Raw genomic sequence first — 25,939 nt, forward strand, 5'->3', positions numbered from 1 at the left:
CGCTCACAGCGGCGCGGCGCTCTCGCCCCGCGCGCTCGACAGTTTCGAGGCGAACGAGGCGACCACGATGATGACCGCGATCAGCGCGATCACCAGCGTGCAGATCGCGTTGATCTCGGGCTTCACGCCGAGCCGCACCTCGGAGTAGATCCGGATCGGCAGCGTCGCCGAGCCGGGACCGGTGGTGAAGCTCGCGATCACGACGTCGTCGAGCGACAGCGTGAAGGCCAGCATCCAGCCCGCGATGATCGCAGGCAGGATCAGCGGCAGCGTCACCAGCAGGAACGCCCGCACCGGATCGCAGCCGAGGTCCATCGCCGCCTCCTCCAAGCTGCGGTCGAGTGCCATCAGCCGCGACTGCACCACGACCGCGACGAAGCACATCGTCAGCGTGGTATGGGCGATCGTCACCGTCCAGAAGCCGCGCTCGGCGTTCAGCGCCACGAACAGCAGCAGCAGCGACAGGCCGGAGATCACCTCCGGCATCACCAGCGGCGAATACAGCATGCCCGAGAACAGCGCCCGCCCCCGGAACCGGTCGCCGCGCGCAAGCCCGACCGCGGCCAGCGTGCCGAGCAGCGTCGCCAGCGTTGCCGAGACCGCGCCGACCGACAGGCTCATCCAGGCCGCGTCCAGCATGGCGCGATCGCCGAAGAACGCGTGGTACCAGCGCAGCGACCAGCCGCCCCACACGTTGACCAGCCGCGAGGCATTGAACGAATAGATCATGAGGATGACGATCGGCAGATAGAGGAAGCCGAGGCCAAGCGCCAGCGACGCCATGTTGAAGCGCGTGATCCTGCCGACGGGGCGCGCCATCACCTGTTGCCTTCGAGCTGGCGCCGCTGCAGGCGGTCGTAGAGCACGAGCGGCGGCACCAGCAGGAGCAGCAGCGCGACCGCGGCGGCGGAGGCCACCGGCCAGTCCTTGTTGGTGAAGAACTCGAGCCACAGCGTCTGCCCGATCATCAGCGAGTTGGAGCCGGCGAGCAGATCGGGAATCACGAACTCGCCGACAACAGGGATAAAACAAAGCAGTGCGCCGGCAGCGACGCCCGGCAGCGACAGCGGGAACGTCACCAGCCAGAATGCCTTGAGCGGCGAGGCGCCGAGATCGTTCGCTGCCTCCAGCAGCGAGGCATCCATCCTGGAGAGCGTCGCATAGAGCGGCAGGATCATGAACGGCAGATAGGAATAGACGATGCCGAGATACATCGCGCTGTCGGTCGACAGCCAGACCACCGGCGTGGATACGATATGCAGCGCCAGCAGCACCCGGTTGAGCAGGCCGTCATGCTGCAGGATGTTGATCCAGGCATAGATGCGGATCAGGAACGAGGTCCAGAACGGCACGATCACCAGCATCATCGCGACGCCCTGCCAGCGCTGCGGCAGCCGCGCCATGCCGTAGGCGATCGGGTAGCCGATCAATAGCAGGATCAGCGTCGAGCTCGCCGCGACGGTCAGGCTGCGCAAATAGGACAGGATGTACAGATCGTCCGAGATCAGCAGCCTGAAATTGTCCAACGACAATTGCGAGAATGCCGCGGCGAGCGCGGCGCTGCCCTCGGCGAAATCGAACACCGGCGTGTAGGGCGGCTGCGCGATCGCGGTCTGCGACAGGCTGATCTTCAGGACGAAGCCGAACGGCACCAGGAAGAACAGCACCATCCAGAGATAGGGCGCGATCGCGGCGAACCGCGCCGGCCGGGCAAAGACGCGGCGCGCGCTCATTGTTCCAGCACCAGGCAGTCGTCGGCGGTGAACCACGCCACGATGCGCTGGCCGGCGAGATAGGCGTCGACGTCGAGCCGGGCGGTGTTGGCCATCGCGGCGCGTACCACCGCGCCGGACTCCAGCTTCACCTTGTAGGTCGTGATGCCGCCGAGATAGTTGACGTCGACGACGACGCCATCCAGGCGGTTGATCACGCGCGAGGTGCCCTCCTCCGAAGCCGGCGCGCGGCGCGACAGCTTGACCTTCTCGGGACGGATCGCGACGCTGACCGCCTCCCTGGTCACCGGCGGCCAGAGCTCGCTGACCGCGAGCGGGCCGGCCTCTGCGGTCGTGACGGTCAGGCGGCTGTGCGCGCGGGCCGTGACCTGGCCGCTGAACACATTGATGTCGCCGACGAACTCGGCGATCCAGCGCGTCGCCGGCGCCTCGTAGAGGTTGCGCGGGGTGGCGACCTGGACCAGACGGCCGGCATCCATCACGCCGATCCGGCCGGCCATCGTCATCGCCTCCTCCTGGTCGTGGGTGACGATGATGAAGGTCATGCCGAGCCTGCGCTGCAGCTCCATCAGCTCGGCTTGCGTGCTCTCGCGCAGCTTCTTGTCGAGTGCGGCGAGCGGCTCGTCGAGCAGCAAGACCTGCGGGCGACGCGCCAGTGAGCGCGCCAGCGCGACGCGTTGCCGTTGGCCGCCGGAGAGCTGGTCCGGCTTGCGCTTCTCGAGCCCCTCGAGCTTGACGAGCGCCACCATCTCGGCGACGCGGGCCGCGATGTCGGCGCGGGCCATGCCGGCGCGACGCAGGCCGAACGCGATGTTGTCGCGCACCGACAAATGCGGAAACAGCGCATAGTTCTGGAACATCATGTTGACGGGACGCTGGTGCGGCAGCACCTGGGCGATGTCGTTGCCGCCGAGCAGGATGCGGCCCTCATCCGGCGTCTCGAAGCCGGCGAGCATGCGCAGCAGCGTGGTCTTGCCGCAGCCGCTCGGACCGAGCAGCGCGAAGAATTCGCCGGCGCGGACGTCGAGCGAAAGCTTGTCGACGGCGCGGAAATTGCCGAACGATTTCGCGACGCCCTCGATCCGCAGCAACGGCATGTCGAGCGCAGCCACGTCTGGCAACGGCCTTGCCGTCTCCGCGCCCGCTTCGCTCGATGTCACGTCCGTCAGCCCCGCCGGTCCAATCACCACCGCAAGCTAGCGGCGGATCGCAACGCGCTCAACCGCTTCGCATGGAACTCCCGCAATATTGTCGGCCTCCGTGCCTCTGCTACACTCCATGTCCAATTCGGGAGGACAACCGATGAAGCTCGACCGCTACGGCCTGACGCTGACCACCGCCTCGGACCGCGCCGCCGCACATTATGCCGATGGCGTCGACCGCATGCTGGCGGCATTGCACGGTGCGGATACCGCGTTCGATGCGGCGATCGCCGAAGATGGTGACTTCGCGATGGCCCATATCGGGCGGGCCCGCGTGCATCAGCTCAGCATGCAGGGCGCGGAGGCCCGCGCCAGGGCGGCCACGGCACGCCAGCTCGCCGCGGTCGCGAGCCCGCGCGAGCGTCAGCACGTCGGGATCATGGCCTCCGTGATCGAAAGCCAGCCGAAGCAGGCGATGGCCGCCGCCGAGCAACATCTCACCGAATATCCGCGCGACGCGCAGGTGCTGTCGCTTCTGCTCGGCGCTTTCGGCCTCTATGCCTTCTCGGGCCGCGCCGATCACGACGCGGCGCGGCTAGCGGTCTGCGAACGCTACGCCGCCGATTATGGCGACGACTGGTGGTTCCTGACCTACCTCGGCTGGTCGAAGACCGAGGCCGGCGATGTCGTCTCCGGACGCGCCGTCACCGAACGCGGCTATGCCCTGAAGCCGGAGAATGCCGGTGCCGCCCACTCGGTGGCGCATGCACTGTTCGAGCAAGGCAGTGGCGCGGAGGGCCGCGCCTTCCTGTCGAACTGGCTGCCGGCGAATGAGGGCACGAGCTTCCTGCAGGGCCATCTCGCCTGGCATCTCGCCCTGATTGCGATCGAGGATGGCGACGCCGATGGCGCGCTCGAGATCTATGAACATCACATCAAGCCGACAGGCCGGCCCTATCCGCCGCTCAACATCTACACCGACACGGCCTCGCTGCTCTGGCGGCTGTCGCTCGCCGGCAAGACCGGTCTCGACACACACTGGAAAGACGTCGCCGCCTATGGCGACGGATACTTCCCGAAGGCCGGCGCGCATTTCGCCGACGTCCATCAAGCACTGGTCGCGGCCACCGCGAAGGGCGATGCGTTGCAGACACGGCTCGCGGAGATGGAAGCGCGTCACGCCGACGGCAGGCTGGCGCCCGGCCCCGCCGCGATCGGCCTCAACCGGGGCATCGCCGCCTTCGCCGCCGGCGATCACGCCGAAGCGGTCCGCGTCCTCGCGCCGCTGATGCCCGAGTTGGTGCGGATCGGCGGCAGTCACGCCCAGCGCGAATTGTGGGAGGACACGTTCATCGTGGCGTGCCTGCGCGCCGGACAGGGCCGGCAGGCCACCGGCCTGATCTCGGAGCGCCTGCATCGCCGCCCGTCTCGACGCGACCTTGCGTGGTCGCAGGAGGCGGCGCGGCAGTAGCTGCGCTCAGTCGGCCTTCGCCATGAACGCCGTGAGCGCCTCGCGATCTGCTTGCGGCATCGTCAGCCCGAGCTTCGAGCGCCGCCACAGGATGTCGTCGGGAAATCGCGCCCACTCCCGCTGCATGAGATAGCGCACTTCCGCCGCGGTCAGCTCGGGGCCGAAGGCCGGGCCGAGATCCGCCCTCTCCCTGGCGTCTCCCAGGACATCGGCGACATTCAGCCCATAGGCGGCGACTAGAGCCTTTCCGATTTAGACAGAAGCATATCCTGCGTTGCGCAGGTAGTTTGCGCATTCTTGCGGTGTGAAGTGTTGGAGAAGACTGCCAATGCGACGCCAGACGCCGTCGACGGTGCGTTCTTCAGCCTTGCGGAGCAGGATTTTGAGCTTTGCGAAGACCTGCTCGATCGGATTGAGGTCGGGGCTATAGGGCGGCAGGAAGACGAGCCGGGCGCCCGCGGCGCGGATGGCCGTGCGGATAGCTTGGCCCTTGTGGGAGCCGAGATTGTCCATGACGACAATGTCGCCGGGTTGGAGCGTTGGCACCAGCAACTGCTCGACATAGGCACGGAAGCTCTCGCCGTTGATCGGCCCGTCGATGACGCAGGGGGCCGCGATACGGTCGTGCCGGAGTGCTGCGAGGAAGGTCATCGTCCGCCAATGGCCGTGCGGGACCTGAGCCCTGAGAGGGGCGCCCCGTCGCCACCAGCCATGGGTCCGGGCCATGTTGGTCTTTGCCCAGGTCTCATCGATGAAGACGAGACGAGCAGGATCGATTTTCGACTGGTGTCGTCTCCACCAGGCCCGGCGGCGCGCGATGTCAGGACGATCCTGCTCTGTCGCGAACACGGTTTTTTTTGAAGCTGATGCCTTGGCGCTTGAGGAATCGCCAGAGCGTGTCGCAGGACACTACGACGCCGCGCTCCCCAAGCTCCGCCAACAGCGCGTGCAGGGTCAGATCAGGCTTCGCGGTCAGCCGAGCCAGCAGCCAGTCGCGCTCACCTTCCAGCAGGTAAGGCCGCCTGCCGCCCATCGGCCTGGCCGCCGCGCTGCCTGTCGCTCGCGCCCGCTGCGACCATTTCACGACGCTCGCAACGCTGACGTCATACAGTTCCGCCACCGCCCGGCACGTTTCGCCACTTGCAACCAACCCAACAACACGCTCACGCAGATCCAGTGAGTATGCTCGCGCCATCCTTGCTGGCCTCCGTCCCAGCAGGAAGCTTGAATCAGAGCTCACCTGATTTGGGAATCCCCGATTCAGACAAAGTCGGAAAGACTCTAGCCGCCGTGCCTGCTCCTCGCTCAAGAAACGCCAGCGGTCGCGGGCGATATCGACCTCGGTCTCGAAACGCTGCCACGCAAAACCGCCGCCGGGCAGCGGGGCGGTTGCGGTCCAGCGCGGTGTCATCGGATAGAACCGCGTGAATTCGGCGACGGCGCGCTCGGCGCGACGCCGCGAGGTGGTGACGTCGCCACCGAACATCGTGAGCAACGGCGCCTTGCCGCGCTTGAAGTCCCGGATCGTTGCGCCGCCGCGCCGGCGGGCGGATGCGAGCACCGAGTTGGCACCCGTGACCGTTCGCACCACGTCCGCCGGGGCGATCTGCTCGCGAAAATAGCGATTGGCCGCGTCGCAGAGGTAGCCCACCTCGCGCACGCCAGTCGCGACCACGGCCGGATCGCCCTTGAAGGCATGATCGACGCTGCCAATCAGAGTGAAGTCGCGCGCATAGGGGCTCGCGAAGATCAGCCGGCCGTCGCGGTTCTGGAACACATAGACGCCGTCGCCCTCGAACAAGCGGCGCACCACGATCTGGCTGATCTGCGTGGTCGCGAGCTGCGGCGCCGGCACGCGCAGGATCGTATCGGCGACGGAGGCGGCCCACGCGCCGGTCGCGTTGATCAGCGACCGCGCCGTGATCACCCGGCGATAGCCGCGATCGATCACGACCAGACGCCAGGTCTCGCCGCGGTCCGCCCTCGTCACCCGCGCGCCGGTGCGGATATCGGCACCGCGCGCCGCGGCATCGACGGCGTTGAGCACGACGAGCCGGGCGTCATCCACGACGCAATCGGAATGTTCGAACGCGGTCCCGAACGGCCGCTGCAGCGCATTTCCGACCGGATGATGGGTGACGTCGAGCACCTCCGAGCGTGGCAGGCCGCTGCGCGGGGCCAGCCGATCGTAAAGCAGCAGCCACGCGCGTAGCTGCCAGGGCGGCCGCGCGTCGGCGTGCGCGGGGATCGCGAAGCGCGCCGGCCGCACCAGATGCGGCGCGATGCGCAGCCAGACGTCGCGCTCCCTGAGCGTGGCACGGACACGAAAGAACGCCCGCCGCTCCAGCCCGGCCAGATCGCCATGGATCAGCCGCGGCGAGGCGCTCGACGCGCCGGATCCGAGATCGCCCTGTTCCAGCAGGATCACGCGCAGGCCGCGGCCAGCCGCATCACGGGCCACGCTGGTGCCGTTCAGGCCGCCGCCGATGATCGCGAGGTCGTAATCCGCCATGCGCAACGCCTATCGCATTTTCGTGCGAACGAAATACGTGTTCGCACGGAAAAGCGTCAACGCGTGGCGCTAACCGGTGCCCGCCGAGGCGAAGAAATCCTCGGGGCTGTCGACTTCGACCAGCTTCCTTCCCTCGATCATCCAGAACCGGTTGGCCACCGTCCGCACGAACTGGCGATCGTGCGACACCACGAGGCAGCTCGCCTGATGCTCCATCAGTTCATCCTCCAGCGCCTCCTGCCCCTCGATGTCGAGGTGGTTGGTCGGCTCGTCGAGCAGATAGAAGTTCGGCTGGGTGAGCCGCAGCACCAGCATGCCGAGACGGGCCTTCTGCCCGCCCGACAGCCGCCCGATCGGGCGGCCTTGCATCTCGAGCGACAGACCGGCGCCGGCGAGCAGGCCGCGCGCGCGCTGATCGCCGACCGCGAAGCGCCGCGTGATGACGCGCATCGGCGTGTCCGCCTCGGCAAGATCGGCCAGCGCCTGGTCGCAATAGCCAAGCACCAGCGATTCAGTGGCCCTGATGTCGGCTGCCGCCTCGCTATGTTCGATCGCCTGGCGCAGCGTCGCGACCAGCCGGGTCTTGCCCGCGCCGTTGGCGCCCAACAGCGCGATCCGGTCGCCCCTGCAGACGAAGTGCCGACCGGTCCGGAACAGCGGCCTGCCATCGGGTGTGGCGATGGCGGCATCGTTCAGCCTGATCAGCACCTTGGCATGGGTATCGCGATTGGCGAGCCTGATCGTTCCCGCGGAGCGTTCGACATGCGCGGGCTTGGCGGTCTCCTCCAGTCTCTCGGCGCGTTGCTTCAGTTGCCTGGTCTTCGACAGCAGGAGGTCGCTGCCGGAATTGATGCCAAGGTTGTTGAGCTTTGCGGCCTGCTGGCGAAGCTGCTTCGCGGTCTTCATGTCCCTGGCATGGCGCCGCTCCTCCGACGCATCGATCTCGTCGACCGCCGCGCGCGCCGGCGTGTAGGGCAACGCGAACAGCTGCGAGCGCTCCGGCCGCAGGAACAGCGTCCGGGTCGTCGTCGCATCGAGAAAGGCGCGGTCGTGGCTTGCGATCACGACCGGCATCTCGCGCGGCAGCGCGTTCAGCCAGGCTTCGAGCCGAGCGATCTTGGCGAGATCGAGATGGTTGGTCGGCTCGTCGAGCAGCAACATGTCGGGCTCGGTCACCAGCACGCGGCCGAGCAGCGCAAGCCGCAGCCAGCCGCCGCTCAATTGCTGCAGCGGTCGCGTCCACAGCTCCTCGGGGACCTCGAGCGATTGCAGGGCGACATCGACCCGCCAGCCTTCGCTGCCGCGTTGCCCACGCGGCAGCGCCTCGAGCACGGCGGCATGGAACGGCATATCCAGCAGCCCCAGTGGCGCGTCCTGCTCGACATGGCCGATGGTCAGCCCGCGCGACCTGACGATGTCGCCCTCATTGGGCTCGATTTGGCCCGCGATACAGCGCAGCAGCGTGGACTTGCCGCGGCCGTTGGCGGCCACGAGGCCGATCCGGTCACCGGCATTGACGACGAGGTTCAGTTGCGAAAACAGCGGCGCGTTCAGCGTCACGCCGAGATTGCGGACATTGATCAGGGTCACGATCGTTCTCTGGTCTTGCCGGCGATCGCGCCATCCGGGGCCTACAGCCAACAACGGACAGACGCGTCGAAGCGCGGCGGGGACGGGAGTGCAGCGACCAACGCTTCACGCGTTCGATGCCGCACGGCCACGAAGGGCAGACCAGGAAGAGAATCTAGGCGAGTTTCCGGTCAGCCCTGCAAACGCATTTGCAGGGCGTCGACGGGGCCGCGCTTGAGGTGGGGATCGAAAAATCTCGCCACGACGCAGCCCTCCTTTCTCGGCTAGGTGATGTGGTGGTGCAACGTTAGCCAGACCGGCCGTGGATGGCAAGCGCGGCCGCCCGTCGCATCCCGAACCGTCAGCCGACCTTGCGCACGGATTCCACGGCCTGGTCGCCGCCGACCAGCGCGGCATATTGGCCGATCGGCGCCGGCCTGCCGAGCAGATAGCCCTGCACCGCATCGCAGCCTTCTTCCGCGAGGAAAGCGAGCTGCGCCTCGGTCTCGACGCCCTCGGCGACGATCGACATTTCGAGGCCGTGGCCGAGATCGATGACGGCGCGCACGATCGCGGCCGATTGCGGGTTGCGGCCGAGATTGATGACGAAGGCGCGATCGATCTTGATCTTGTCGAACGGAAACGCCTGCAGGTAGCTCAGCGAGGAATAACCGCTGCCGAAATCGTCCATCGAGATGCGCACGCCGAGCGCCTTGAGCCGCCGCAGCAGCGACAGGCCGCGGTCGAAATCCTCGATCAGCACGCCTTCGGTGATCTCGAGCTCGAGCCGGTCGGGCGCAAGCCCGGTCTCGAGCAGGATCGAATGCACGAGGCCGACGAGATCGCCATGGATGAATTGCGCCGGCGACAGGTTGACGGCGACCTGCAGCGGCACGGTCCAGGAGGCGGCCTCCCGGCAGGCCTCGCGCAGGATCCATTCGCCCATCTCGACGATTAGGCCGCTTTCTTCCGCGAGCGGAATGAAATCGCTCGGCGGCACGAAACCGCGCACCGGATGATGCCAGCGCGCCAGCGCCTCGAAGCCGATCACGCCGCTCGCCGCGGGCGTGGCGCCGGCAGCCGCCTGCGGCTGATAGTAGAGCGACAATTCGCCGTTGCGGATCGCGACCGAGAGCTCCTGGTGCAGTGCGCGGCGATCGCGGATGTGCTGGTCCATCTCCGGCTCGTAGATCGAGATGGTGCCGCGCGACTTCGCCTTGGCGCGAAACAGCGCCGCGCCGGCATTGGCGAGCAGCGCGGCCGCGTCCGATCCGTTGTGCGGGAACACCGCGATGCCAGTGGTGAGCCCGGTGCGGACCGACTTGCCGTCGATGGCAAAATCCTGGCCCAGCGCCTCGCCGGCCTGTTCGGCGAGCGCGATGCCGGCGGCCGGCTGCCTGCCGTCGATGATCAGGCCGAACTCGTCGCCGGACAGCCGGGCGACCACGCCGCCACGTGCCACCGCCTGCAGGCGATGCGCGACCTCGATCAGGACCTTGTCGCCCAGCGCGTGGCCGAACACGTCGTTGATCTCCTTCAGCCCGTCGAGATCGACGCAGAGCACGGCGAACTCCTCGTCGGTGCCGGCACAGGCCTCGATCATCTGGGTCAGCGCCTGCAGGAAGGCGGCGCGGTTCGGCAGGTCGGTCAGGCCGTCGTGATAGGCCATGTGCGCCATCCGCGACTCGGTCTGGCGGCGGTCGGTGACGTCCTCATGGGTCTTGATCAGATATTGCGCCTCGCCGGCATCATCGAGCACGGTCATGCGGCGGGTCAGGAACAGCCGCAGGCCGTCCTTGGTCGAGATCGGGTGCTCCTCGGCGATCATGACGCGCTTCTTGATCGCGGCCTCGTCGCGGGCGACGATCAGCTTGGCTTCGCGCGGATTGAAGATGTCGGTGGCGGTGAGCCCGGTGGCGTCCTCGCGGCGGCGGTTGAGGATGGTCTCGGCGCTGCGGTTGGCGAGCAGATAGCGGCCGTCGCTGACGCGCTGCACGATCAGCGAGACCGGGATGTTGTCGACCACGAGCTCGAGGAACTTCTTGTTGTTCTCGAGCTCGCGCGACAGCGAACGGCGGTCGGTGACGTCCTCGAAGAGCGCAATCAGGAATTCCGGTTCGCCGGCCTCGTTGCGGGCGATGACGCGGTTGGAGGCGAGAATACGCTTCTCCGCGCCGCGCTCGACCAGGAATTCGCTGCGGTGATAGCCTTCCGGCGCCTGCAGTGCCGCGCGGTCCGCCGCCTCGATGCTGGCGGCGGTCTCGGGACGGAAGATCTCGTCGGCGTGTCGGCCGACGATGTGATCGCGCGAGAAGCGGGAGAAGCGCTCGAAGGCGCGGTTGGCGAATATGTAGCGGCCGTCCTCGATGTTCTTGGCGGCGACGCAGACCGGGACGTTGTCGAGCACCGATTCCAGGAATTGCGTGGTCGAGGCGAGCTTGCGCGACAGCTTGCGCTGGTCGGTGCAATCGAGATGGGTGGCGATCGAGCCGCCGTTCGGCAACGGAAAGTATTTCACCAGCACCGACTTGCCGTCCGGCAGCTCGGTGACGAGCCCTTCCGGGGTCGCGGCCTTGGTATAGAAATCGTCGGTGCTCAGATCGAGCACGCCGTAGTTGCGGCGCAGCTCCAGCAGGTCGGGCCCGGTCATGTTGCGCCTGATATCGGCGCGCGACAGGCTGTAGATCTCGAGATAGCGGTCGTTGCAAAGCACGATGCGTCCGCGCGCATCCGTCATCACGACGCCCTGGTTCAGATGGTTGAGGGCCGACGCGACGAAGGCGCTGCGGCGCAGCTGCGATCGCTTGGCCTTGCGCAGGGCCGCGAGAATCCACAGTCCGACCGCGCCGAGAAAGGACGCGACGACCACGCTGCCGATCAACAGCTCCCAGACCAGATTGGGATCGAAATCACCGAGATAGCTCGACGGCGCGAACGCGCTGGAAGCCGCACGGGCCGCGCCGCATGGCATGGCGACGGCGCTCAGGCAAAGCGCAAGCCTTGCCGGAATCGAAGCCTTCCCGCCTGCCTGCCACGTCTTGCCAGCCATCAGTCACCCGCGGATTTCCGGGACGCGAGTGTCCGGCTGCGGCGGTTTGGATCGGGTAAACGCGGTCAGATGCAACTGGAAAATGTGACTTAAAACACGGCAATTGCCCTGTCATGATTAATGGTCCACTAACAGGGTATCGCTCTGCAACTATTCCAGACCGTCCAAGCACTTAGAGCACAAGCAATTGGGCTGCGGAATCTGCTAGGCAGGCAATCCCGATCGGGCGGGCGGCGAGCCGTTCGTCGCTGCGGAATTTTCGGATCTGAAGGACGAGATGGACAGGGTTGATTGCGTGATCGTTGGCGCCGGGGTGATCGGCCTTGCCGTGGCGCGCCGGCTGGCGCAGGCCGGCCGCGAAGTGATTGTGATCGAGGAGGCGGACGCGATCGGCACCGTGACCTCGTCGCGCAACAGCGAGGTGATCCACGCCGGCATCTACTACCGAGCCGGCAGCCTGATGGCGCGGATGTGCGTCGCCGGCAAACGCGCGCTGTACCGCTATTGCGCCGAGCACGGCATCCCGCACAGGAATTGCGGCAAGCTGATCGTCGCCACCAAATCTGCGGAAACCGAAAAGCTGGACGCGATCCGCGCGCATGCCGCGGCCAATGGCGTCGACGACATGCAGCTGCTGTCGGGCGAGGCGGCGCGTGCGCTGGAGCCGGCGCTGAATTGCGACGCGGCGCTGCTGTCGCCGTCGACCGGGATCATCGACAGCCATGCCTATATGCTGGCGCTGCGCGGCGACGCCGAGGCGGCCGGTGCGGCGCTTGCCTTCATGACGCCGCTGCTGCACGCCCACGCCACGGACAGCGGGATCGAGATCGAGACCGGCGGAGCTTCGCCGATGACGCTCGCCTGCGATCTCCTGGTCAATGCCGCGGGCCTCGGCGCAACGGCGGTCGCGCGCTCGATCGAGGGCATGCCGATCGAGATGATTCCGACCGCCTATCTCGCCAAGGGCAATTACTTCAGCTGCAACGCCAGGGCGCCGTTCTCGCGGTTGATCTATCCGGTGCCGGAGCCCGGCGGGCTCGGCGTGCACCTCACCCTCGACCTGGCGGGACAGGCGCGGTTTGGGCCCGACGTCGAGTGGATCGATCACGTCGACTATGCCGTCGACCCTGCTCGGGCCGAACGCTTCTATCCGGCGATCCGGAAATACTGGCCGACCCTGCCGGATGGCGCGCTGATGCCGAGCTATTCGGGAATCCGGCCCAAGATCGTGCCGCCGGCGGTCGCGACCCAGGATTTCCTGATCCAGGGGCCGTGCGACCATGGCGTCTCCGGGCTGATCAACCTGTTCGGGATCGAATCACCCGGCCTGACATCGTCGCTCGCGATCGCCGACCATGTCGGCGATCTGGCCGGGTCCTGAACGATTTCAGCATACGCTGCCGAGGGATGGTCGCGCTCAAGCGTCCATCCGGCGGCAGATCAGCTTTGGTTAATGTCGGTGGGGGGCTAGTGGACCGTGTCGTCCGCGGAACACTTCAACCGCTCGATCTGGTCCTTGACCATCAGCTTGCGGCGCTTCAGCTCGCAAATGTGCAGGTCGTCTACGGAGGGATGCACGAGCGCTTCGTGCAGTTCGTTCTCGAGTATTTTGTGCTTACGCTCCAGCTCAACGAGATGGGCCTGTATTGCCATTGCGAACACTCCTCGGTGGGTAAAACCTCAGGTTCGATCCGGACCAACAAGTGTACACAAGTGGACGGTGCTGTCGATGGGGAACGCAAAATGCCGCACGCAGCTTTTCGCATCCTTCTGTAACCAATCGTGAGTATGGAACTGGTCCAGCTTGCGCGGCGCGCGCCCAGGGACGATATTTCGCCAAGCGGCGGCTGCTTCGGCTGCCGCAACCTCACCGTGCCTGTCAGTCAACGTACACCATGAACGATCAGGATGAGCGCGAACTCCACGCCGAGCTTGCGCGTCTGCAACAAGAGCACCGCGACCTCGATGCCGCGATCGATGCGCTGCATCAGTCGCCTGCGCCGGATCTCCTGATGCTGCAACGCTTGAAAAAGCGGAAGCTGCAATTGCGCGATCGCATCGCCTTCATCGAAGATCAGATCACGCCCGACATCATCGCGTGACGCGCGCGCGGCGGCGCCGTTAACGATTGGACCGACCGGATTGATCGCGCGCCCTGCGTTTTCCCCGTCATCCACAGCGGCGGCCGGCTTCACGTTCGCGGCAACGCCGGCGCGAACGCGAGTTTCGGCCCTTGACTCTTCTGGAACAAATAGAGAACATGCCCGTGCAGCCGCCAGCCTAGAGAAGGGAGTTTCGCCATGTCCGCCCCGTCTTCCCTGCCCGACAACAGCCGCTACGAGAAGGCGTGCGATCAGGCGATCGCGATGTGCGACGGCAACATGCGCAGCACCATCAAGGCGCTGATCATGGCCAACGAATATCTCGAAGCCGAACTCGAAGAATTGCAGGCGGCGATCACCGCGGGCTGCGTGCCTGCACCGACGCAGGCGGCGAGCGATGCAGCCTGACTTTCAGATTGTTGTTTTGACGCGTTTTCTTCACGCGAACCGGTATCCGTCCCGCATCAAGTGCGGCACGGGCTTTCGCTCGAAAACGCTCTGAGAGGAGCAAATCGATGGCCGATGTCACCTATTACGTGGCGCTGCCGTTCATGCAGGACGATGACGGCACGCCGGTCGCGGGCAATGCCGAGGAATGCCAGAGCTCGGCGACCGCGCTGCGGCGCGCCGAGATGATGTCACGGATGCCCGGCAGTATCGGCGCGCTTGCCTTCAGCCGCACCGGCGATCCCGCGATCGGCGAGTTCGGCGACGCCAAGCTGCTGCGGGCCTTCGGCAACGTGCCGCAGGATTTGAGCGCGCTCTAGTTCCGCGCCTCGTGCCGCCGCTGCGCCTTGCGCACATACATCGCGCGATCGGCCTCATCGAGCACGTGCTCGAGATCCGAATGCGCCGTCAGGATCGCAATCCCTGCGGAGGCGCCCGCCGCGACGCGGCTGCCGTCGAATACGAAGCTCAGCGCGTCGATCGCCTCCTCCAATGCGGCGGCCTTGGCGCTGGCATCGGTGGCGCTGAGATTCCACAGCAGCACGGCGAACTCGTCGCCGCCGAGACGGCCGATCACGTCGGAGGCGCGCACCTGGTCGGACACCGCAGCGACGATCGCCTTCAGCACCTCGTCACCGGCAGCATGCCCGAACGCGTCGTTGATCGGCTTCAGACGGTCGACGTCGAGCACGATCAGCGCGCCCGACGCCTCGTAGCGCTTGATGAAGGCGATGGCACGGGCGAGCTCACGCTCGAAGCCGCGCCGGTTCAGGATGTCGAGCAGGAAGTCGGTTTCGGCGGAGGCCTGCAGCTCCTCGATCCGGGCCTCGGCCCGCGCCAGCTGCGCCTTCAGCCGGCGAATCGCGGATTTGTCCGACGCGGCCGCCGTCCGCAGGGGAATCGCGGTTCCGGCCCGGCCTGCCGCCGATTTCCCCGCCGCCGGTGTTTTCTCGCGGTTCGCAGCCTTATTTGAGGCCTTGGTGCCGGCCGCCCTCGTCGTCTTCTTCATGCGCGTCCTTACTCGAGGCCTGCTGAATGAAGGCTTGCCGGGATTCACCAAGACAGGATAGTGCATTCTAACTCCCTTGCCACGCCTTGGATGCCGCCCGGGTCGCCCCTATAATCGGCCTATGCTTTTGGATTCCTGCACAGAATTGAAGATATGACCGCCCCGATCGCCATCATCATGGGAAGCCAGTCCGATTGGGAGACCATGCGCCATGCCGCCGAAACGCTGGCTGCGCTCAATGTCGCCTGCGAAACTCGGATCGTGTCCGCCCACCGCACCCCCGACCGGCTCTATGCCTTTGCCAAGGGCGCCCAGGCCGCAGGCCACAAGGTGATCATCGCCGGCGCCGGCGGCGCGGCGCATCTGCCCGGCATGACGGCCGCGCTGACCGAGCTGCCGGTGTTCGGCGTCCCCGTCGAATCCAAGGCGCTGTCCGGCGTCGATTCGCTCTATTCGATCGTGCAGATGCCGGCCGGCGTCCCGGTCGGCACGCTCGCGATCGGCAAGGCCGGCGCGATCAATGCCGCGCTGCTCGCCGCGAGCGTGCTCGCGCTCAACGATCCCGCTTTGGCGGTCCGGCTGGCCGCCTGGCGCAAGCAGCAGACCGACGCGATCAAGGATCGTCCGGAGGGCTCGGCGTGACGGCTTCGAGCGCAGTGAAGCTGAAGCCGGGCGACACCATCGGAATCCTCGGCGGCGGCCAATTGGGTCGGATGCTGGCGCTGGCCGCGGCACGCCTCGGGCTCCGCTGCCAGGTGTTCTCGCCCGATCCGGATTCGCCGGCCTTCGACGTGGTGCAGCACGCGACCTGCGCGGAATATGCCGACGTCGAGGCGCTCGAACTGTTCGCCAACGACGTCGATGTCGTTACCTACGAGTTCGAGAACGTGCCGGCGGCCACCGCCATGGTGCTCGCCGCGCGCCGCCCCGTGCTGCCGGCGCAGAAGATCCTCGAGACCACGCAGGACCGGCTGGTCGAAAAGGATTTCGTCAGCAAGCTCGGCATCGGCACGGCCGGCTATGCCGACGTGTCCTCGGCGGCAAGCCTGCGCGCCGCGATCGCGCGCATCGGCCTGCCCGCCGTCATCAAGACCCGCCGCTTCGGCTATGACGGCAAGGGCCAGGCGATCATCCGCGACGGCGATGATCTCGACGAGGTCTGGGACGGCCTCGGCACCAAGTCGGCGATCCTCGAGGCCTTCGTGCCGTTCGAGCGCGAGATCTCGGTGATTGCGGCGCGCTCGGCAGCGGGCGCCGTCGAATGCTTCGACGTCACCGAGAACGAGCATCGCGATCACATCCTGAAGATCTCCCGCGCGCCGGCAGCGATCCCCGACGAGCTCGCAGCCCAGGCGCGGGCGATCGCCGGGAAGATCGCAGCGGCGCTCGACTATGTCGGCGTGCTCGCGGTCGAGATGTTCGTGGTATCCGGCCAAGGCGGCCATGCGCCGGCGGTGCTGGTCAACGAGATCGCGCCGCGCGTGCACAATTCCGGCCACTGGACGCTGGACGGCGCCTCGATCTCGCAGTTCGAACAGCACATCCGCGCCATCGCCGGCTGGCCGCTCGGCAAGCCGGTGCGCCATGGCGATGTCACCATGACCAATCTGATCGGCGACGACATCCTGAGCTACGAGCAGTGGCTCACCGTCCCCGGCGCCACCGTGCATCTCTACGGCAAGGGCGCGCCGCGCCCCGGCCGCAAGATGGGCCACGTCACCGAAGTGACGCCGGCCCGCAAGCCGTAGTCTCCACCCTCAGCGGACAAGTGGGATCGTGAAGCTCACGATCCCACGCGCCGATCACGCCGTCTTGACGCCGGCGACCACGCCTGTCGGCTCGTCGCTGAGCCAGCGATAGATCACCCCGCCGAGCGCGCCGCCGATCAGGGGCGCGACCCAGAACAGCCAGAGCTGCGCGGTCGCCCAGCCGCCGACGAACAGCGCCGGTCCGGTGCTGCGCGCCGGGTTGACCGAGGTGTTGGTCACGGGGATGCTGACGAGGTGGATCATCACCAGCGCGAGCCCGATGGCGAGCGGCGCGAAACCCGCCGGCGCTTTGCCGTGGGTCGATCCCATGATGATGAACAGGAACATCATGGTCATCACCAACTCGGTGATGAAGCACACCATCATGCTGTACCCGCCCGGCGAGTGGGCATCGTAGCCGTTCGAGGCAAAGCCCTTGCCGACGTCGAAGCCCGGCGCGCCGCTGGCGATGACATAGAGCAGCCACGCCGCGATGATCGCACCCGCGACCTGGGCGATGATGTAAGGCAGGATCTGGCCGCCCGGAAAGCGGCCGCCCGCTGCGAGCCCGACCGTCACGGCCGGGTTCAGATGGCAACCCGAGATGTGGCCGATGGCGTAGGCCATCGTGACCACGCTCAGCCCGAACGCCAGTGACACGCCGACCAGGCCGATCCCGACCTGCGGAAACCCGGCCGCAATCACCGCGCTGCCGCAGCCGGCGAAGGTCAACCAGAAGGTGCCGATGAGTTCGGCAGCATATTTCTTCATCTCCATGTGGCTTCTCCCCTATTTCCAATGTCCGGAGTTATCAAAAACTCCGGGAACGGCCCGGATGCTGACGCCAAACGTCCCAAATCAGGGCCAGACAAGGGCAGTTTCGCCGTATTTCGTGGCTTTACTAGGCCCGAAAGTCACTGCGGCGGTGGACATCTGCGCATTTGTCTGATACATGCGCGCGCCTAGGGTTAAGAGGCTGGCCTTTGTCGCCCCTTATACCTCGCCAGAATTCCGAACCGATCAATGCAAAAGAGGATGCCGCGTGCAGGTTCTCGTCCGCGATAACAATGTCGACCAAGCCCTCAAGGCGCTGAAGAAGAAGATGCAGCGCGAGGGTATTTTCCGCGAGATGAAGCTCCGCGGCCATTACGAAAAGCCCTCCGAGAAGAAGGCCCGCGAAAAGGCCGAAGCCGTGCGCCGCGCACGCAAGCTGGCGCGCAAGAAGCTGCAGCGCGAAGGCCTGCTGCCGATGAAGCCGAAGCCGGTGTTCGGCGCCGGTCCGGGCGGCGATCGTGGCGCCGGTGGCCGTGGCGGTCCGGGCGCTGGTCGCCCGCCGCGCTGAACCATTTGCCAATCTGGAAGTCTAACAGCGCGGGCCTCGGGCCCGCGTTGTCGTTTTGAAGCAGACGGTGGTCCGGGTTACCAATGCAAAATTACCTCCAAGAGCATTTTGCATAATGGCTGTTCCGGTGCTCCGCTCCCGCCTCGGTCCTGCATATCGCCAGCGTGCGTCGCACATCGTCGTCATTGCCGTGCTCGTCGGGCTGCCGCTGGGCGGGTGCTCCTTCGACCTGGGCTCGTGGGGCTCCAACGACAAATCGAAGACGCCGGCCCCTGCCGCCGAGAAACCGGCCGACACCATCACCGCGCAGGACATCGGCAGCGCCAAGGACCATGCGACACGCGGCCAGGTGCTGGCGCGCTCGGGCAATACCGACGAGGCGCTGGCGGAATTCGATTCTGCACTGGCAGCTGATCCCTACAACATCCAGGCGCTATACGGCCGCGGCCTGATCTACCAGGGCCGGGGCCAGCATCAGCAGGCGGTCGAGGACTTCACCGCGGCCAGCGGACTGTCGCCGCAAAAGGCCGAGCCGCTGATCGGCCGCGCCACCAGCTATCTCGCGCTCGACAAGGCCAAGGAGGCGGCAGCCGACCTGGACGAGGCCGTGCAGGCCGATCCCGGCAGCGTGGCGGCGTGGAGCGCCCGCGGGCAGGCCTACGAGAAACTCGGCGACCGGGCCAAGGCCGCGGCGTCCTACAACCGCGCGCTCGCACTGCGGCCGAAGGACGAGAGCGCGCGCAGCGGACTGGCGCGCACCGGCGGCTGACGCGGCTTAGTTGGACAGCTTATTTCGGCAGGACGGCGTGGAACACCGACTTGACGCTGGACAGCATGTCGTCGGCGACACTCGTGTGATCCTTCGGCTGCGGGACCGTTGCCTCGGCGCGCAGATCGAGCGGCGGCTGCAGGATCGGGACCGGGATATCGGCCGGCGGCGTCAGCCGGTTTGAATTCTGGCTACCTGAACCCTGGCCATCCGCGTAGGGCGGACGCTGCTGCGAAGACTGGTCGGCGACGCTCTGGTCGGTCGGGCTCGACACCATGATCGGCGGCGGCAGCGGCCGTACCGACGGCGCAGTGACGCCGCGCGGCCCCTCGGGCAGGCGGGCAGCATCGGTCGGATGCTGCTCCTGCGCACGCGCCGGGTTCTCCTTGCGCAGCCGCTCGATCGCGGCACGGGCGAGATCGTTGGCGTCACGCCCGTCCTCGGGGGTCACCGCGGCTTCGACCGAGGCCGGCGGGGTCAGTTTCGCGATCGCCTTCGGCGTGACGGGGTGATGGCGCGAATCGGCGGGGATGCTTGCGGTGTCGGCCGGAGCATCGGGGGCCTTCACGTCAGCGGATTTCTCGGCCGGCTTCTCGGTGCCAGACTTTTCGGTGGCCGACTTTTCGGCGACGGACTTTTCAGTGGCGGACTTTTCAGTGGCGGACTTTTCAGTGACTTGCGCCTTCTCCGACGCCGCGCGTTCGATCAGCGTGCGCTCGGACATGCCCTTGGCCTTCACACCGGCTTCAGGGAGGCTGCCGACGACGGTCGACTTCTCCGCCGGCTTGGCGGCGGTCTTGGCGTCTGCTTTGGGGTCGGCGGCGGCGGAGATTGCGGCGGTGGCGGACGGATCCGGCTTGGACACGATGTAATGGTTAACGATGTAGGCCCCGATGATGGTCGCCGCCACCGAGGGTAAGATGTCCATCACGAATTTCTTCAAGTAACTCAGCATGGCCCTGCCACTCCCCGCCCCGGATTTCATGCTGGAACTTTGAGGCACATTGAGGGATCAACTGCGACGGATCGGTGGCAAACGCCCGCTCCGCCGTCACCTTTGGTGTCACTTCGGTTTCAGCCGGACGCGGCGCCGCGCACGAAAACGCGTGCACCTCATCCGTTGTCGAAATCATACCTCAGCTCTTAACAGAAGATGAATTTCCACACTCACCCACAATGATTCGTCATTCCGATCTTGCAGTTCCGCCCTGCTCGGTCGCCGCGAGGCCTCACGGCTTGAGCTCGACCTCGAGGAACACGATCTCGCTCGTGGTCTCGTTGAGCACGTCGTGCTGGACGCCGGCCTTCCGGAAATAGGACTTGCCGGCACCAAGCTGCGCCTTCGAGCGCTCGCCGTTCGGCGCCACGATCGTCATTTCGCCCGCCGTGATCGGCACGATGACGTAGTCCATCTCATGGGTGTGGTGGCCGGTGGCGCTGCCCGGCGCCAGCCGCCATTCGGTCACGCGGACCTCCGCCGTATCCACCTGGACGTCCGATTTGGCGCTGAGCATCGACTTCCTCTCCAAAATTCTACGGCACGAACACCATGAACACGAACACCGCGAACACCACCATGTGCACGAGCCCGAACAGGATGTTGGTGCGGCCGGTGCCGAAGGTGAGCATGCTGACCATGAAGGTCAACAGCAGGATCAGCATATGCTGGTTGCTGAGGCCGAGCACGAGCTGCTTGTCGAGCGCATAGGCTGCGATCGCCACCGCGGGAACCGTCAGCCCGATGGTGGCGATCGACGAGCCGAGCGCCAGGTTGATGCTCTTCTGCAGATCGTTCTTGCGTGCCGCCGCGGCGGCCGCGACGCTCTCCGGCAGCAGGATCAGCAGCGCGACCACGACGCCCGCGAAGGCCGGCGGCGCCCCGATCTTGGCGGTGACGACGTCGACCACGATGGAGAACTTCTTGGCCAGCAGCACCACCGCCAGCAGCGCCAGCAGCAGAAGCGCGATGCTGACCGCCAGCTCGCGATTGGACAACACCTCGCCATGCTCGGCCGCTCCGTCGGCGCCGCTCACGAAGTAATCCCGGTGGCGGATCGCCTGGGTGTAGAGGAACACCGCATAGAGCAGCACGGTGACGATGCTCACCACGATGAGCTGGGCCGTCGAGTAGACCGGCCCGGGCGCGCTCAACGTGAAGTTCGGCATCGCCAGCGTGATGGTCGCGAGCACGAACAGGACGCTGAGATAGAGGTTCGCGCCGGTGATCTGGAAGTCCTGCTCGCGGTATCTGAGGCCGCCGATGAAGATGCACAGACCGACCAGGCCGTTGCAGACGATCATCACCACCGCAAACACCGTATCGCGCGCCAGCGTCGGCGCCGGCGTGTCGCCGAGCATGATGGTCGCGATCAGCGCCACCTCGATGATGGTGACCGCGAGCGTCAGCAGCAGCGTGCCGAACGGCTCGCCGATCCGCTCGGCGATCATTTCGGCGTGATGGACCGCCGCGAACACGGTGCCGAACAGGATCACCAGCAGGACGAGCGCGAACAGCCAGCCGCCGGGCGACGGCGCGAAGGCGTAGCCCGAGGCGGTGACCGCCGCAAACAGCGCCATTGCGAGGATCGGATACAGCCAGGCCGACCGCGGCATCGGTCCGTGTGCACTCATGAATCAGTCCCTCGCTTCGATGGATCCGATTATGCGCCAGACCAGCACCGCCGTCAGCCTCTTGGCGCGTCGATGAATTGCCGCGCCGTCTCCATGGCACCGAAATCGTCGAGATTGTCGTGCCCGCCGCCCGGGAAGCGAACCAGCTGCTTGGGCTCGTGCGCGAGGCTGAACAGCCGCTTGCCGAAAACAAGCGGGATCACCGGATCGCTGGTGCCGTGCATGATCAGGAGCGGCGCGGTGACGGCCGCGATGCGGCGGTCGGAGTGGAATGGATCGCGCATCAGGAGGCGGACCGGCGCATAGGGAAACAGCGCGGCGGCGACATCCACCGTCGAGGTATAAGGTGCCTCCAGGATCAGTTTGCCGACCGGATGCGTGGCGGCGATGGCGACCGCAACGCCGGTGCCGAGCGAGAAACCCCAGACCACGATCCGGTCGGCGCTATAGCGCGCGCTGGCGAAGGCATAGGCCGCCGCGGCATCCTGCAGCAGGCCCTGCTCGCTCGGAGATCCGCTCGAGCCGGCATAGCCGCGGTAGGACAGCGCGACCAGCCCGGTGCCGTCGGCCGTGATGCCCTTGAAGCGCGCGACGCGGCCGGCGAGGAAATCGCCGTTGCCGGGAAAGAACAGTACCACGGGCCGGCCCGGTTTCGCCGGGACGTGCCAGACGATGACCTTCTCGCCGTCGGCGGTGGCAAGGACCTGCTCTTCGGCATCTGGCAGCCCTGCGGCGGCAGGCGCGGTCCGCCCGACCGGCGGGACCGGAAACAGCATCTCGCGCTGCTTGACGTACAGCCAGGCCAGGCCGCCGAGATAGGCGACGGCCACGACGATCAGAAGCCATTTCAGGATCGTCAGGGCCAGATGCATGCGTCCTGCCGCGCTATTTTGTGCTGCGCCCCTTGAGCAGCTTCTCGACGTCAGGCCTGATGCCGTCGGGGACCGACCGGCATGCGCACGCTTTCGCATGCGCCACGTGCCATTTGATCCGCTGCTCGCGCGTGGCCCGGGGCGGCATGCGGTTGTCGCGATGCCACTCCCGGTTCAGGGCCATCCGCGCCTCGCCTTACATCGCCTTGACGATGTTCTCAGTGACCTTCTTGGCGTCGCCGAGCAGCATCATGGTGTTGTCGCGGTAGAACAGCGGATTGTCGATGCCGGCATAGCCGGACGCCAGCGAGCGCTTGATGAACATCACGGTGCCGGCCTTCCAGACCTGCAGCACCGGCATGCCGTAGATCGGCGAGGTCTTGTCTTCTTCCGCAGCCGGGTTGGTGACGTCGTTGGCGCCGATCACGAAGGCGATGTCGGCCTGGGCGAACTCCGAGTTGATGTCCTCGAGCTCGAACACCTCGTCATAGGGCACGTTGGCTTCGGCCAGCAACACGTTCATGTGGCCGGGCATGCGGCCCGCCACCGGGTGGATGGCGTATTTCACCTCGACGCCTTCCTTCTTCAGGATGTCGCCCATTTCGCGCAGCGCATGCTGGGCCTGCGCCACCGCCATGCCGTAGCCGGGCACGATGATGACCTTCTGCGCGTTCTTCATGATGAACGCGGCATCGTCGGCCGAGCCGAGCTTGGCCGGCTTCTGCTCGCCCGAGCCGCCGCCGGCGGCCGCGGTCTCGCCGCCGAAGCCGCCGAGGATCACCGAGATGAACGAACGGTTCATCGCGTGGCACATGATGTAGGACAGGATCGCGCCGGAGGAGCCGACCAGCGCGCCGGTGATGATCAGCGCCGAGTTGCCCAGCGTGAAACCGATGCCGGCCGCGGCCCAGCCGGAATAGGAGTTCAGCATCGAGATCACGACCGGCATGTCGGCGCCGCCGATCGGGATGATCATCAGCACGCCGAGCGCCAGCGCGATGATCGTGATCAGCCAGAAGTCGAGCGCGCTGCCCGACATCACCAGGCCGACGATGAACACGACCAGCAGCACGGCGAGCACGATGTTGATGGCGTGGCGGAACGGCAGGATGATCGGCGCGCCGCTCATCCGTGCCGACAGCTTCAGGAACGCGATCACCGAGCCGGTAAACGTCAGCGCGCCGATCGCGACGCCGAGCGACATTTCCACCAGGCTCTGCGGATGGATGTTGCCGGGCGTGCCGATGTCGAAGGCTTCCGGCGCATAGAACGCGCCGGCAGCGACCAGCACCGCGGCCATGCCGACCAGCGAGTGGAACGCGGCGACCAGCTCGGGCATCGAGGTCATCGGCACCCGGCGGGCGATCACCGCGCCGATGCCGCCGCCGATCGCGACCGCCAGGATCACCAGCAGCCAGGCCACGCCGTCGGCCGGCGGATGGGTCGCCAGCGTGGTGCCGACCGCGATCGCCATGCCGATCATGCCGAACATGTTGCCCTGGCGCGATGACGCCGGGCTCGACAGGCCGCGCAGCGCCAGGATGAACAGCACGCCGGCGACCAGATAGAATACTGCAGACAGATTGGCGCTCATCTCAGGTCCCCCAAATTCTCACATCACCCCGAGGTGGCGTTTACTTGGCTTTCTTCTTGTACATCGCCAGCATGCGCTGGGTGACGAGGAAGCCGCCGAAGATGTTCACGCAGGCGAAGATCAGCGCGACGAAGCCGAAGCCGCGCGCCCAGCCCGAGCCGCTCGACACCATGCCGACGCCGACCGCGAGCAGCGCGCCGACCACGATCACCGAAGAGATCGCGTTGGTGACGCTCATCAGCGGCGTATGCAGGGCCGGCGTCACCGACCACACCACGAAATAGCCGACGAACACGGCAAGGACGAAAATCGATAGCCGGAACACGAAGGGATCCACGGCCTGCGCGATATGCTCCATGGCTTGTTTCCTTATTTCGACTGGAAGTTGGGATGGATGACGGCGCCGTCCTTGGTCAGCGCGGTGGCCTTCACCAGTTCGTCGTCCCAATTGACCGCGAGCGCCTTGCTGGCCTTGTCGACCATGGTCTCGATGAACGAGAACAGGTTGCGTGCGTAAAGACTGGACGCCGAGGCGGCGACGCGGCCGGCGACGTTGGTGTAGCCGACGATCTTGATGCCGTCGGTCTCGACGACCTCGCCGGGTTTCGCACCCTCGACATTGCCGCCGCGCTCGACCGCGAGATCGACCAGCACGGAGCCGGGCTTCATCGATTTCACCATCTCGCCCGACACCAGCTTGGGCGCCGGACGGCCGGGAATCAGCGCCGTGGTGATCACGATGTCCTGCTTCTTGATGTGCTCGGCGGTGAGCGCGGCCTGCTTGGCCTGGTACTCCCTGGACATCTCCTTGGCGTAGCCGCCGGCGGTCTGCGCGTTCTTGAACTCCTCGTCCTCGACGGCGAGGAATTTGGCGCCGAGCGATTCGACCTGTTCCTTGGTGGCGGGCCGCACGTCGGTCGCGGTGACGATCGCGCCCAGCCGCCGCGCGGTCGCGATCGCCTGCAGGCCGGCGACGCCGACGCCCATCACGAACACCTTGGCGGCTGGAACGGTGCCGGCCGCGGTCATCATCATCGGGAAGGCGCGGCCGAACGCCTCCGCGCCTTCGATCACGGCACGGTAGCCGGCGAGGTTGGCCTGCGAGGACAGCACGTCCATCACCTGGGCGCGGGTGATGCGCGGCATCAATTCCATCGCGAAGGCGGAAACGCCGGCGTCGGCGATCGTCTTCAGCGCGGCCTCGTTGCCATACGGGTCCATGATCGCGATGACGAGCGCGCCGCGCTTGTAGTGGCCAAGTTCCGAGGCCTCGGGCCGCTTCACCTTGATGATGATGTCGGCGTCCTTGAGCGCGTCGGCGGAGACCGTGGCACCCGCCGCGGTGAATTCCGAATCAGGCAGGCCGGACTTGACGCCGGCGCCCGGCTCGACGGCGACCTCGGCGCCCAGCGCCTTGAACTTCTTGATCGTGTCGGGCGAGGCCGCAACGCGCGGCTCGGACGGATCGATTTCCTTGGCAACGGCAATCTTCATGGGCCCTCCGGCGGCGCTGGCAGCGCACGCGTCTTCAAACTAGCGTTATTTTCGCCAGGTTGGATACCCGGTTTGTGCAGCCGGGCTCGACAGGAATTCGCCACCCCGCCGCGAGACGGCGAGGCCTTGGCCGATCGGGGGATCAGACCAGGAAATAGGCCATCAGGATGAGGATGATGGCGACGGTGGCGGAGCCGAATTTGACGAGCTTGATGAACCCTTCATAGGTCTGCTCGTGCGCAATGTAATCGTTGCCGTCGGCGGTCGTGTAAACCACTTCGCTATGGTCTGCCATCGCTGTCCCCAGTCAGAAAGTCACGTTCGCGAGCCATTACCGCAAACACGGTGGCAGAGCAACGGAGGCTGCCGCAATTCGGCCGTGGAGAGGCCGATTGCCCGGGATCAAGGCAGTTTCCCGGCGATCCGGCCTCGCCGCCGGGGGTGCAAGGCAGGAT

Annotated in this window: 27 protein-coding genes and 2 pseudogenes; 9 read left to right on the top strand and 20 right to left on the bottom strand. The window is 66.4% G+C overall.

Translation table 11 applies throughout. The features are described 5' to 3' along the window. Positions 1-3 precede the first annotated feature (3 nt). From IC762_RS30950 to IC762_RS30960, 3 genes are read right to left on the bottom strand one after another with little or no spacing between them, the layout of a single operon-like run. Positions 4-819, bottom strand: a complete 816-nt coding sequence (locus tag IC762_RS30950) for an ABC transporter permease (RefSeq protein WP_195785887.1) — start codon at positions 817-819, stop codon at positions 4-6. Continuing rightward, a complete protein-coding gene (locus IC762_RS30955) occupies positions 819-1,733 on the bottom strand; it encodes an ABC transporter permease (RefSeq protein WP_195785888.1) in 915 nt (304 codons plus the stop codon). The genes IC762_RS30950 and IC762_RS30955 overlap by 1 nt, the downstream gene beginning before the upstream one ends. Continuing rightward, on the bottom strand, positions 1,730-2,830 hold the full coding sequence (locus IC762_RS30960; RefSeq protein WP_195790369.1) for an ABC transporter ATP-binding protein: 1,101 nt from the start codon (positions 2,828-2,830) through the stop codon (positions 1,730-1,732). Before IC762_RS30960 ends, IC762_RS30955 begins: the two co-directional genes overlap by 4 nt. 286 nt (positions 2,831-3,116) lie before the next feature. Here IC762_RS30960 and IC762_RS30965 point away from each other — a divergent pair, with 286 nt between their 5' ends. Further along, positions 3,117-4,346: a tetratricopeptide repeat protein gene (locus tag IC762_RS30965; RefSeq protein WP_195790370.1), complete on the top strand. Its 1,230-nt coding sequence runs from the start codon at positions 3,117-3,119 to the stop codon at positions 4,344-4,346. Between the two features lie 6 nt (positions 4,347-4,352). On the opposite strand, the pseudogene IC762_RS30970 reads toward IC762_RS30965, so the two are convergent. The 5 genes and pseudogenes from IC762_RS30970 to IC762_RS30990 form a co-directional block, all read right to left on the bottom strand. Further along, positions 4,353-4,592 (bottom strand): annotated as a pseudogene (locus tag IC762_RS30970) (glycerol-3-phosphate dehydrogenase C-terminal domain-containing protein); the annotation flags it as partial. Between the two features lie 6 nt (positions 4,593-4,598). After that, a protein-coding gene (locus IC762_RS30975; protein WP_195785264.1) for an IS630 family transposase occupies positions 4,599-5,541 on the bottom strand; the annotation gives its coding sequence in 2 pieces (ribosomal slippage) (positions 4,599-5,204 and positions 5,206-5,541; 942 coding nt in all). A gap of 144 nt (positions 5,542-5,685) precedes the next feature. Further along, positions 5,686-6,858 (bottom strand): annotated as a pseudogene (locus IC762_RS30980) (glycerol-3-phosphate dehydrogenase); the annotation flags it as partial. Between the two features lie 69 nt (positions 6,859-6,927). Further along, positions 6,928-8,448: an ABC-F family ATP-binding cassette domain-containing protein gene (locus tag IC762_RS30985; protein ID WP_195785889.1), complete on the bottom strand. Its 1,521-nt coding sequence runs from the start codon at positions 8,446-8,448 to the stop codon at positions 6,928-6,930. 340 nt (positions 8,449-8,788) lie between these two features. Next, complete coding sequence (locus tag IC762_RS30990; protein ID WP_195785890.1) at positions 8,789-11,476, bottom strand: sensor domain-containing protein; 2,688 nt, start codon at positions 11,474-11,476, stop codon at positions 8,789-8,791. A gap of 277 nt (positions 11,477-11,753) precedes the next feature. On the opposite strand from IC762_RS30990, the gene IC762_RS30995 reads away from it, so the two are divergent. After that, positions 11,754-12,857 (top strand): NAD(P)/FAD-dependent oxidoreductase, encoded by a 1,104-nt coding sequence (locus IC762_RS30995; protein WP_195785891.1) that lies wholly within the window; start codon positions 11,754-11,756, stop codon positions 12,855-12,857. An 86-nt stretch (positions 12,858-12,943) separates the two neighbouring features. On the opposite strand, the gene IC762_RS31000 is transcribed toward IC762_RS30995, so the two are convergent. Next, a complete protein-coding gene (locus tag IC762_RS31000; RefSeq protein WP_195785892.1) occupies positions 12,944-13,129 on the bottom strand; it encodes a YdcH family protein in 186 nt (61 codons plus the stop codon). 242 nt (positions 13,130-13,371) lie between these two features. Here IC762_RS31000 and IC762_RS31005 point away from each other — a divergent pair, with 242 nt between their 5' ends. From IC762_RS31005 to IC762_RS31015, 3 genes are all read left to right on the top strand, one after another. Further along, positions 13,372-13,578 carry a YdcH family protein gene (locus tag IC762_RS31005; RefSeq protein ID WP_029085523.1) on the top strand — a complete coding sequence of 69 codons (207 nt, stop codon included), beginning with the start codon at positions 13,372-13,374 and terminating at the stop codon, positions 13,576-13,578. Positions 13,579-13,776: 198 nt separating this feature from the next. After that, positions 13,777-13,986 carry a hypothetical protein gene (locus tag IC762_RS31010; protein ID WP_195785893.1) on the top strand — a complete coding sequence of 70 codons (210 nt, stop codon included), beginning with the start codon at positions 13,777-13,779 and terminating at the stop codon, positions 13,984-13,986. Positions 13,987-14,093: 107 nt separating this feature from the next. Further along, a complete protein-coding gene (locus tag IC762_RS31015; protein ID WP_195785894.1) occupies positions 14,094-14,345 on the top strand; it encodes a hypothetical protein in 252 nt (83 codons plus the stop codon). On the opposite strand, the gene IC762_RS31020 is transcribed toward IC762_RS31015, so the two are convergent. Further along, positions 14,342-15,034 (bottom strand): GGDEF domain-containing protein, encoded by a 693-nt coding sequence (locus IC762_RS31020; protein ID WP_246801337.1) that lies wholly within the window; start codon positions 15,032-15,034, stop codon positions 14,342-14,344. The genes IC762_RS31015 and IC762_RS31020 overlap by 4 nt on opposite strands. A 153-nt stretch (positions 15,035-15,187) precedes the next feature. Between IC762_RS31020 and purE the strand changes: the two genes are divergently transcribed. Next, positions 15,188-15,676: a 5-(carboxyamino)imidazole ribonucleotide mutase gene (gene purE, locus IC762_RS31025; RefSeq protein ID WP_195785896.1), complete on the top strand. Its 489-nt coding sequence runs from the start codon at positions 15,188-15,190 to the stop codon at positions 15,674-15,676. Then, the gene (locus IC762_RS31030; RefSeq protein ID WP_195785897.1) at positions 15,673-16,782 is read left to right on the top strand and encodes a 5-(carboxyamino)imidazole ribonucleotide synthase; all 1,110 of its coding nucleotides are present in this window, start codon (positions 15,673-15,675) and stop codon (positions 16,780-16,782) included. The genes purE and IC762_RS31030 overlap by 4 nt, the downstream gene beginning before the upstream one ends. 54 nt (positions 16,783-16,836) lie before the next feature. Here IC762_RS31030 and aqpZ read toward each other — a convergent pair whose 3' ends face one another. After that, complete coding sequence (gene aqpZ, locus IC762_RS31035) at positions 16,837-17,559, bottom strand: aquaporin Z (protein WP_195785898.1); 723 nt, start codon at positions 17,557-17,559, stop codon at positions 16,837-16,839. Positions 17,560-17,824: 265 nt separating this feature from the next. Between aqpZ and rpsU the strand changes: the two genes are divergently transcribed. Next, positions 17,825-18,124, top strand: coding sequence for a 30S ribosomal protein S21 (gene rpsU, locus IC762_RS31040; protein WP_195785899.1), 300 nt, complete (start codon positions 17,825-17,827; stop codon positions 18,122-18,124). Between the two features lie 115 nt (positions 18,125-18,239). Beyond that, on the top strand, positions 18,240-18,893 hold the full coding sequence (locus IC762_RS31045) for a tetratricopeptide repeat protein (protein WP_195785900.1): 654 nt from the start codon (positions 18,240-18,242) through the stop codon (positions 18,891-18,893). A gap of 19 nt (positions 18,894-18,912) precedes the next feature. On the opposite strand, the gene IC762_RS31050 is transcribed toward IC762_RS31045, so the two are convergent. The 9 genes from IC762_RS31050 to IC762_RS31090 form a co-directional block, all read right to left on the bottom strand. Continuing rightward, the gene (locus tag IC762_RS31050; protein ID WP_195785901.1) at positions 18,913-19,848 is read right to left on the bottom strand and encodes a hypothetical protein; all 936 of its coding nucleotides are present in this window, start codon (positions 19,846-19,848) and stop codon (positions 18,913-18,915) included. 274 nt (positions 19,849-20,122) lie between these two features. Further along, positions 20,123-20,407 (bottom strand): cupin domain-containing protein, encoded by a 285-nt coding sequence (locus IC762_RS31055; protein WP_195785902.1) that lies wholly within the window; start codon positions 20,405-20,407, stop codon positions 20,123-20,125. Between the two features lie 19 nt (positions 20,408-20,426). Then, positions 20,427-21,524, bottom strand: a complete 1,098-nt coding sequence (locus IC762_RS31060) for a calcium:proton antiporter (RefSeq protein WP_195785903.1) — start codon at positions 21,522-21,524, stop codon at positions 20,427-20,429. 53 nt (positions 21,525-21,577) lie between these two features. Next, complete coding sequence (locus IC762_RS31065; RefSeq protein ID WP_195785904.1) at positions 21,578-22,396, bottom strand: alpha/beta hydrolase; 819 nt, start codon at positions 22,394-22,396, stop codon at positions 21,578-21,580. Between the two features lie 13 nt (positions 22,397-22,409). Next, positions 22,410-22,580 (bottom strand): hypothetical protein, encoded by a 171-nt coding sequence (locus IC762_RS31070; protein WP_195785905.1) that lies wholly within the window; start codon positions 22,578-22,580, stop codon positions 22,410-22,412. A 12-nt stretch (positions 22,581-22,592) separates the two neighbouring features. Then, positions 22,593-23,990 carry an NAD(P)(+) transhydrogenase (Re/Si-specific) subunit beta gene (locus IC762_RS31075; RefSeq protein ID WP_195785906.1) on the bottom strand — a complete coding sequence of 466 codons (1,398 nt, stop codon included), beginning with the start codon at positions 23,988-23,990 and terminating at the stop codon, positions 22,593-22,595. A gap of 40 nt (positions 23,991-24,030) precedes the next feature. Continuing rightward, the gene (locus IC762_RS31080; RefSeq protein WP_195785907.1) at positions 24,031-24,348 is read right to left on the bottom strand and encodes a proton-translocating transhydrogenase family protein; all 318 of its coding nucleotides are present in this window, start codon (positions 24,346-24,348) and stop codon (positions 24,031-24,033) included. Between the two features lie 11 nt (positions 24,349-24,359). After that, complete coding sequence (locus tag IC762_RS31085; protein WP_195785908.1) at positions 24,360-25,484, bottom strand: Re/Si-specific NAD(P)(+) transhydrogenase subunit alpha; 1,125 nt, start codon at positions 25,482-25,484, stop codon at positions 24,360-24,362. A gap of 142 nt (positions 25,485-25,626) precedes the next feature. Then, entirely contained in the window at positions 25,627-25,779 is a 153-nt protein-coding gene (locus IC762_RS31090; RefSeq protein WP_195785909.1) for an aa3-type cytochrome c oxidase subunit IV, read from the bottom strand. Positions 25,780-25,939: the final 160 nt, after the last annotated feature.

It is taken from the genome of Bradyrhizobium genosp. L, assembly GCF_015624485.1.
Classification (GTDB): domain Bacteria; phylum Pseudomonadota; class Alphaproteobacteria; order Rhizobiales; family Xanthobacteraceae; genus Bradyrhizobium.